Here is a 7679-nt window from a genome sequence, read left to right as displayed (position 1 = left end):
TCGGGATCGGTCGCGCGGTCGCTGTCGGGTGCGGTGGCGAAGACCCGCGCCACGCCGGGGACCAGCGCCGACATGATGCCCGCGGCATCCTTGCCCTCGAGGATGCCCACGACGGCGCCCCACTCGTCGATGTCGAAGGACTCGTCGAGGGCGGCGACCAGCGCCCGCGCCCCGTGCGGGTTATGCGCGGCGTCGACGAGCACCGTCGGTGCCGTGCCGATGAGTTGCAGGCGGCCCGGAGACGTGGCGTTGCCCAGGCCGTCGGCCACCACGTCGGCGGCGAGCGGCTGCGTGCCCCCGCCGACCAACGATTCGACAGCGGCCACAGCGAGGGCCGCGTTCGCTCCCTGGTGCGCTCCGTAGAGCGGCAGGTACACCTCGCGGTACGTCCCGGCGACCCCGCGGATGTCGAGCTGCTGCCCGCCCACCGCCAGCGTCTGCGACTCCAGCGTGAAGCCGTCGCCGGCCACCGCCACGGTCGCGCCCTCTTTCTCGGCGCGGGCGCGGATCGCGCGCAGCGCCTCGGCGGGCTGCGCGGCCGAGACGACCGCCGCGCCCGGCTTGATGATCCCGGCCTTGACCGTGGCGATCTCGGCGATGGTCGAGCCCAGGCGATCCGCGTGATCGATGTCGATGGGCGCGAACACGGCCACGTCGCCGTCGGCGGTGTTCGTGGAGTCCCACTCCCCGCCCATGCCGACCTCGAGCACGAGCACATCGATCGGCGCGTCGGCGGCCACGACGAAGGCGAGCACCGTGAGAAGCTCGAAGAACGTCAGCGCCGCCTCGCCCGAGGCCGACAGCTCGGCATCCACCATCTCGACGAACGGCTGGATCTCGTCCCAGGCGTCGGCGATGGCGGCATCCGCCACCGGTTCGCCGTCGATCAGGATGCGCTCGGTGAAACGCTCGAGGTGGGGGCTGGTGAACAGGCCCGTGCGCAGGCCCATCGCGCGCAGCAGGCTCTCGATCATGCGACTGGTCGAGGTCTTGCCGTTGGTGCCGGTGACGTGGATCACGCGGTACGTGCGCTGCGGGTCGGCGAGCAGCTCGAGCACGCGCCGCGTGCGCTCGACGCGCGGCTGCACCCACTGCTCGCCCTGACGTTCGAGGAGCGCGGCGTAGACCGCATCGGCTCGGGTGCGATCGCTCATGCGGGGGCTCCGATCCGCGCGACGCCGACCGTGACGGCCCCGACGTTCGCATAGGTCTTGGCGGCGAGGACGTTCTCGAACTCGGGCTCCCCCACGTTCCCGCGCTCGATGAGCCGCTCGGTGCGGCCGGCCAGCACGACGCCTTCGGCGAGGGTCTCGGATGCCACGCCCGCGACGTCGAACGCCTGGGCCACGGCAGCCGCATCCCCGGCGTCGTCGAACGTCAGGGCCAGGGAGATCCGGTCGCTCACGTCGAAGCCGGCGGCCTTGCGGGTGTCCTGGATACCGCGGATCATGTCGCGCGCCAATCCCTCGGCCTCGAGCTCGGGCGTGGTCACCGTGTCGAGCAGGACGAAACCGCCCGTCGACAGCACGGCCAGCGCCTCGCCCTCGGGGCGACCCGCGGTCTCGACGACGAGGTCGTACTCGGCGGGCTCGAGGGCGATGCCGCCCGCGACGACGCGCCCGTCGACCTCGCTCCAGTCGCCCTCGCGCGCGGCCTTGATCGCCTGCTGCACCTGCTTGCCCAGGCGCGGTCCCGCAGCGCGGGCGTTGACGGACAGGCGGTGGGTGATGCCGTACGCGGCGGCCGTCCCGTCCTGCAGGGCGACCTGCTCGACGTTCTTGACGTTGAGCTCCTCGCGGAGGATGTCGTCGAACTGCGCCAGGCCCGCGGCGTCCGGGGTCACCACCGTCAGACGCGGCAGGGGCAGGCGCACGCGCTTGCCCTCGCGCTTGCGGAGCGCATTGGCGACGCTCGAGACCTCGCGGACGGTGTCCATCGCCGTGCGGATGTCTTCCGCGGCCGGGAAGGCCGAGGCGTCGGGCCAGTCGGTCAGGTGCACGCTGCGCCCGCCGGTCAGGCCCTGCCACACGCGCTCGGTGATCAGCGGCAGCAGCGGAGCGGCGACGCGGGTGAGCGCCTCGAGCACGGTGTAGAGCGTGTCGAAGGCCTCGCGGCTGGACGGGTCGTCGGTCACGCCGACCCAGAAGCGGTCGCGCGAGCGGCGGATGTACCAGTTGGTCAGCACCTCGGCGAAGTCGCGCAGGCGCTCCGCGGCGGTCGTGGAGTCGAGGCCCTCGAGGTCGGCGGCGACGTTCGTCACGAGGTCGCCGGTGAGCGCGAGGATGTACCGGTCGAGCACGTCGGTCGAGTCGGTGCGCCACTCGGCGGTGTAGCCCTCGGGTCCCGAGGCGTTGCTGTACGTCGCGAAGAAGTACCACGCGTTCCACAGCGGCAGCAGGAACTCGCGCACGCCCGAGCGGATGCCCTCCTCGGTCACGACGAGGTTGCCACCCCGCAGGACGCTCGACGACATGAGGAACCACCGCATGGCATCCGAGCCGTCGCGGTCGAACACCTCGCGCACGTCGGGGTAGTTGCGCAGCGACTTGGACATCTTCTGGCCGTCGTTGCCGAGCACGATGCCGTGGCACGACACGCCCGTGTAGGCGGGGCGGTCGAACAGGGCGGTCGAGAGCACGTGCATGACGTAGAACCAGCCGCGGGTCTGCCCGATGTACTCCACGATGAAGTCGGCGGGGGCGTGCTCGTCGAACCACTCGTGGTTCTCGAACGGGTAGTGCACCTGCGCGAACGGCATCGAACCCGAGTCGAACCACACGTCGAGGACGTCCTCGATGCGGCGCATCGTCGACTGCCCGGTCGGGTCGTCGGGGTTCGGACGCGTGAGGTCGTCGATGTAGGGGCGGTGCAGGTCGACCTCGCCGTCAGCGTTCACCGGCAGGCGGCCGAAGTCGGCCTGCATCTCGGCGAGCGAGCCGTACACGTCGACGCGCGGGTAGTTCGGGTCGTCGCTCTTCCACACCGGGATCGGCGAGCCCCAGTAACGGTTTCGGCTGATCGACCAGTCGCGCGCCCCCTCGAGCCACTTGCCGAACTGGCCCTCCTTGACGTTCTCGGGCACCCAGGTGATCTGCTGGTTCTTCGCCAGCAGATCGTCCTTGATGTCGGTCACGCGCACGAACCAGCTCGACACGGCCTTGTAGATGAGGGGGTTCCGGCAGCGCCAGCAGTGCGGGTACGAGTGCTCGTATGAGGCCTCTCGCAGCAGGCGCCCGCCCTGCTTCAGCAGCCGGATGAGGGGGCGGTTCGCGTCGAGCCACAGCTCGCCCGCGACGTCGGTGACGGCCGACAGGAACCGTCCGCCGTCGTCGAGCGAGATGATCGTCGGCAGGCCCGCGGCATCGGCGAGGCGCTTGTCGTCCTCACCGTAGGCGGGGGCCTGGTGCACGATGCCGGTGCCGTCCGAGACGGTGACGTAGTCGTCGACGAGGATCTTCCACGCGTTCTGGGTGCCCCATGTGTCGGCGTCGGCGTAGTAGTCGAAGAGGCGGTCGTACGCGACGCCCTCGAGCTCGGCGCCCGAGATCGTCGTCTGCACGGCGTCGCGGGCGGCATCCGCGCTGTCGTATCCGAGGTCCTTTGCGTAGTTCGCAAGCAGGTCCTCGGCCAGCAAGTATCGGTGCGCGACCGCCTCGAACGCCTCGTCGGGCGTGCCGTCGGGGGTCGTGTGCACGTCGGCCGCGCCGTTCGGACCGCCTTCGACGACCGCGTACCGGATGCCGGGACCCACAGCCAGCGCGAGGTTCGTCGGCAGGGTCCACGGGGTCGTCGTCCACGCGAGGGCGCGGACGCCCGTCAGGCCGAGCGCCTCCGCCTTGGCGCCGACGAGAGGGAATGTCACGGTGACCGAGGGGTCCTGACGCATCTTGTAGACGTCGTCGTCCATGCGCAGCTCGTGCGTCGACAGGGGCGTCTCGTCGCGCCAGCAGTACGGCAGCACGCGATAGCCCTCGTACGCGAGGCCCTTGTCGTGCAGGGTCTTGAACGCCCACAGCACGCTCTCCATGTAGGTCGTGTCGAGCGTCTTGTAGCCGCGCTCGAAGTCGACCCAGCGGGCCTGGCGCGTGACGTAGTCCTGCCATTCGCGCGTGTACTCGAGCACCGACTCGCGGGCCTTGCCGTTGAAGGTCGCGACGCCCATGGCCTCGATCTCGTCCTTCTCGGTGATCCCGAGCTGCTTCATCGCCTCGAGCTCGGCCGGAAGGCCGTGGGTGTCCCAGCCGAAGACGCGGTCGACCTTCTTGCCGCGCATGGTCTGGAAGCGCGGGAAGACGTCCTTCGCGTAGCCGGTGAGCAGGTGCCCGTAGTGCGGCAGGCCGTTGGCGAAGGGCGGGCCGTCGTAGAAGACCCACTCCTCGGCGCCCTCGCGGTTCGCGATCGACGCGCGGAACGTGTCGTCGGCCTTCCAGAACGCGAGGGTGTCGTCCTCGATCGCGGGGAAGCGGGGGCTCGGGACGACGGATGCCGGACCCGCAACGCTGGCGTCAGCGGCAGGGCCGAAAGATGAGGGGCGTGGGTAGGTCATGTCACTCCGCGGGTCGAGGTTCTCTCGCCGGGACGATCCGTGCGGACCGCGGTACCACCCTGCGTTGCGCCGGACCCTTCGACGAGCTCAGGGGCCGGCACCGCTCTCACTGCGGCTGTGACGGGCCTGACCCGCGCGGTTCTACTGGGGGCCTGGACCCTGTTCTTCCGCGAGCTCCCCGGTGATGGCCGGATCGGTGCTGATCGCCCCAGTCTACGCGAGGCGCGCGCACCGCGCGCGGGCCGTCGAGCGTCCAGGACACGCCGGTCGCTCCGGCACGGGCGCGGCGCGTCTTGGACACTCGACGGAGGCGGAGGGGCCGACGACACCCGGGGTCTCAGGCGCCGGCGGGGCCCAGGCCCGCCGCGTCCAGCAACTCCCGGGTGAACGGGTGCCGCGGATCGGCGAAGACGCACGACACCGTCCCCTCTTCGACCACCCGTCCGTCCTGCATCACGATCACGTCGTCGGCGATACCGGCGACCACGTCGAGGTCGTGCGTGACGAAGACCATCGCGAGGTCGCGCCGTCGCTGCAGATCGCGGAGGCGATCGAGGATGCGGGCGCGCACCGACGCGTCCAGAGCCGAGACGGGTTCGTCGAGCACCAGCAGGTCGGGCGAGACCGCCAGCGCGCGGGCGATCACCACGCGCTGGCGCTGACCGCCCGAGAGCTGTGCGGGCCGGCGCCGCGCGAACGAGGGCGACAGCCCGACCTCGTCGAGCAGCCCCTCGACCGCCGCGCGCCGCGCGACTCGGCGGACGCCACCGGCCGCGACGGCCTCGGCGAGCGTGCGCCCCACGCTCCATCGCGGGTCGAGCGAGCCCCAGGGGTTCTGCTGCACGAGCTGCACCCGGCGTCGCGCGTTGCCGCGGGCGCCGCGCGGGGTCCAGGTCTGGCCGTCGAAGGTCACGGTGCCCTCGTCGGGTGCGGTGACGCCCACGATCATCCGGGCGAGCGTCGTCTTGCCCGACCCCGACTCCCCCACGACCGCCAGGGTGCGGCCCCGACGAACCGCGAACGACACCCCGTCGACCGCGCGACGCCCGCCGAAGGTCTTGACCAGCCGATCGCCCGCGATGAGGGGCGCGTCGGTGCGCGGCGCGCGGCGCAGGGGCTCGTGCGACAGCGCCGCGACCAGCTCGCGCGTGTGCGGATCGCGAGGGGATGCCAGCACCTCGGCGGTGGGTCCGGTCTCCACGACCCGCCCGTCGCGCATGACCACCACGCGGTCGGCGACGCGCGCGACCGCGCCGAGATCATGGCTGATGAAGAGCACCGCGACCCCGTCGTCGGCGATACGGCGCAGCAGCGCGAGCACGCGCGCCTGGACGGTGGCATCCAGGGCCGTCGTCGGCTCGTCGGCGACCAGGACGGCCGGACCGGCCGCCAGGGCCGAGGCGATGAGGGCGCGCTGGCGGAGTCCGCCCGACAGCTCGTGCGGATACTGACGCGCGCGTCGGTCGGGTTCGGGGAGCGAGACGCGCTCGAGGCTCGCCCGCACGCGGTCGGCGAGGGCGGCGCCGCGCACCGCGGGTTCGTGGATGCGCACGGGTTCGGCGACCTCGGCCCCCACACGACGCAGGGGATCGAGCGACACCAGGGCGTCCTGCGAGACGAGGGCGATGCTGCGTCCGCGCAGCGTCCGCCACCCACGCGGCGACAGTCCGCGGACGTCGATTCCGGCGATTCGCAGGGTCTCGGAGCCGACGTGCGTGGACGGGGGCGTCAGCCCGAGCAGAGCTTTCGCCGTGAGCGACTTGCCGGCGCCGGATTCGCCGACCAGCGCCACGCACTCCCCCGCGCCCACGTCGAGGTCGAGGTCTCGGACGAGAGGCCCCTCGGGCCCGTCGATGCGCAGGCCGCGCACGTGCACGCCCTCGCTCATGCGCCGCGCTCCTCGGCTCGCGCGCGCAGGATGCGACCGATCACGCTGATGCCGACGACGGTCGCCGTGATGGCCGATCCCGGGAACAAAGCGACCCAGGGCGCCTGCAGCAGCAGGTTGCGCCCGGCCGACAGCATCAGCCCCCACTCGGGCGTGGGCTCGGTGGGGCCGAGACCGAGAAAGCTCAGTCCCGCCGCCGCGAGGATGCTCGTGCCCACACCGATGGTGGCGAGCACGCTCACCGCACCGACCACCCCCGGCAGCACGTGCCGCATGTGCACCACGACCGCCGGGACACCGACGATCCGCGCGGCCTCGACGTGTTCGGCCGCTGCCAGCGATCGGGTCTGCGCGCGCGCCAGACGCACGTACACGGGCACCGCGGCGAGGGTGACCGCAACGGCGACGTTCGCCGGTCCCGGGCCGAGGACGGCCACGACGAGCAGGGCCACGAGGAACTCGGGGAACGCCGACAGCACGTCGACCAGGCGCATGGCCGCGGCATCCACCCAGCGCGGGGCGACCGCCGACAGCGACCCGGCGACGACGCCGACGACCAGTGCCAGGCCGGTCGCGAGAAGGCCGATCCCGACCGAGCGGCCGGCGCCGTAGACGACCCGCGAGTACACGTCGCGGCCGCTCTGGTCGGTGCCGAAGAAGTGCGCGGCGCTCGGGGGCTGCAGGGTCGCCCGCACGTCGGTCAGCAGGGGGTCGTGGGTGGCGAGCAGCCCGGGCGCGACGGCCGCCAGCGCGACGACGGCCAGCACGGCCCCCGCGGCGGAGAGGGCGGCGATCCGACCCGCGCGCGGTCGGGCGACGGTGGTCGTGCTCACGCGGGGAGCCCCGTCCGAACGGACAGGGCGGGCCCCGCCGTGCGCAGCCGCGGGTCGATGAGCGGGACGACGAGGTCGACGATCGTGTTGACGACCACGAACACCAGCGCGCTCAACAGGATCACCCCCGTGATCACAGGCAGGTCGCGATCCGTGATCGCCGTCAACGTCACGCGCCCGATCCCCGGGCGGGCGAACACGGTCTCGACCAGCACCGCACCGCCGAACAGCGATCCGACGAGGTAGGCGGTGAGCGTCACTGCCCCGACGCTGGCGTGCCGCAGCGTGTGGTGCACGCTCTCGCGCAGCAGGGCGGCGCCTCGGGCCCGCACCGTCATCAGGAACGGTTCGCGCTCGGCGGCCTCGACCCCGTCGCGCAGCACCTGCGACAGCAGCGCCGCGACGGGCAGGG

The 7679-nt window shown here is 72.2% G+C and carries 5 protein-coding genes; all 5 read right to left on the bottom strand.

Going from position 1 to position 7679, the window contains the following annotated elements; translation table 11 throughout:
* Window positions 1-1154: folylpolyglutamate synthase/dihydrofolate synthase family protein (locus tag QZ433_RS06460; protein WP_295780890.1), on the bottom strand; the 1154-nt coding region annotated here is incomplete at its 3' end.
* Window positions 1151-4546: an isoleucine--tRNA ligase gene (gene ileS, locus QZ433_RS06455; protein ID WP_295780888.1), complete on the bottom strand. Its 3396-nt coding sequence runs from the start codon at window positions 4544-4546 to the stop codon at window positions 1151-1153. The genes ileS and QZ433_RS06460, both read right to left, overlap by 4 nt.
* A gap of 337 nt (window positions 4547-4883) precedes the next feature.
* A complete protein-coding gene (locus QZ433_RS06450) occupies window positions 4884-6434 on the bottom strand; it encodes an ABC transporter ATP-binding protein (RefSeq protein WP_295780885.1) in 1551 nt (516 codons plus the stop codon).
* Window positions 6431-7267 (bottom strand): ABC transporter permease, encoded by an 837-nt coding sequence (locus QZ433_RS06445; RefSeq protein ID WP_295780882.1) that lies wholly within the window; start codon window positions 7265-7267, stop codon window positions 6431-6433. The genes QZ433_RS06450 and QZ433_RS06445 overlap by 4 nt, the downstream gene beginning before the upstream one ends.
* Window positions 7264-7679 (bottom strand): ABC transporter permease (locus tag QZ433_RS06440; RefSeq protein ID WP_295780879.1); only part of this gene is annotated, 416 nt, incomplete at its 5' end. The genes QZ433_RS06445 and QZ433_RS06440, both read right to left, overlap by 4 nt.

Origin of the sequence: uncultured Microbacterium sp. (genome assembly GCF_913776565.1) — a bacterium.
Classification (GTDB): domain Bacteria; phylum Actinomycetota; class Actinomycetes; order Actinomycetales; family Microbacteriaceae; genus Microbacterium.
Note: the sequence above shows the minus strand (reverse complement) of the source record. Positions and strands in the feature narration are given on the sequence as shown.

Bases quoted from the DNA above. Each gene is read 5' to 3' on its own strand.
- ileS (WP_295780888.1), bottom strand. From the start codon at position 4,546: ATGACCTACCCACGCCCCTCATCTTTCGGCCCTGCCGCTGACGCCAGC.
- QZ433_RS06450 (WP_295780885.1), bottom strand. From the start codon at position 6,434: ATGAGCGAGGGCGTGCACGTGCGCGGCCTGCGCATCGACGGGCCCGAG.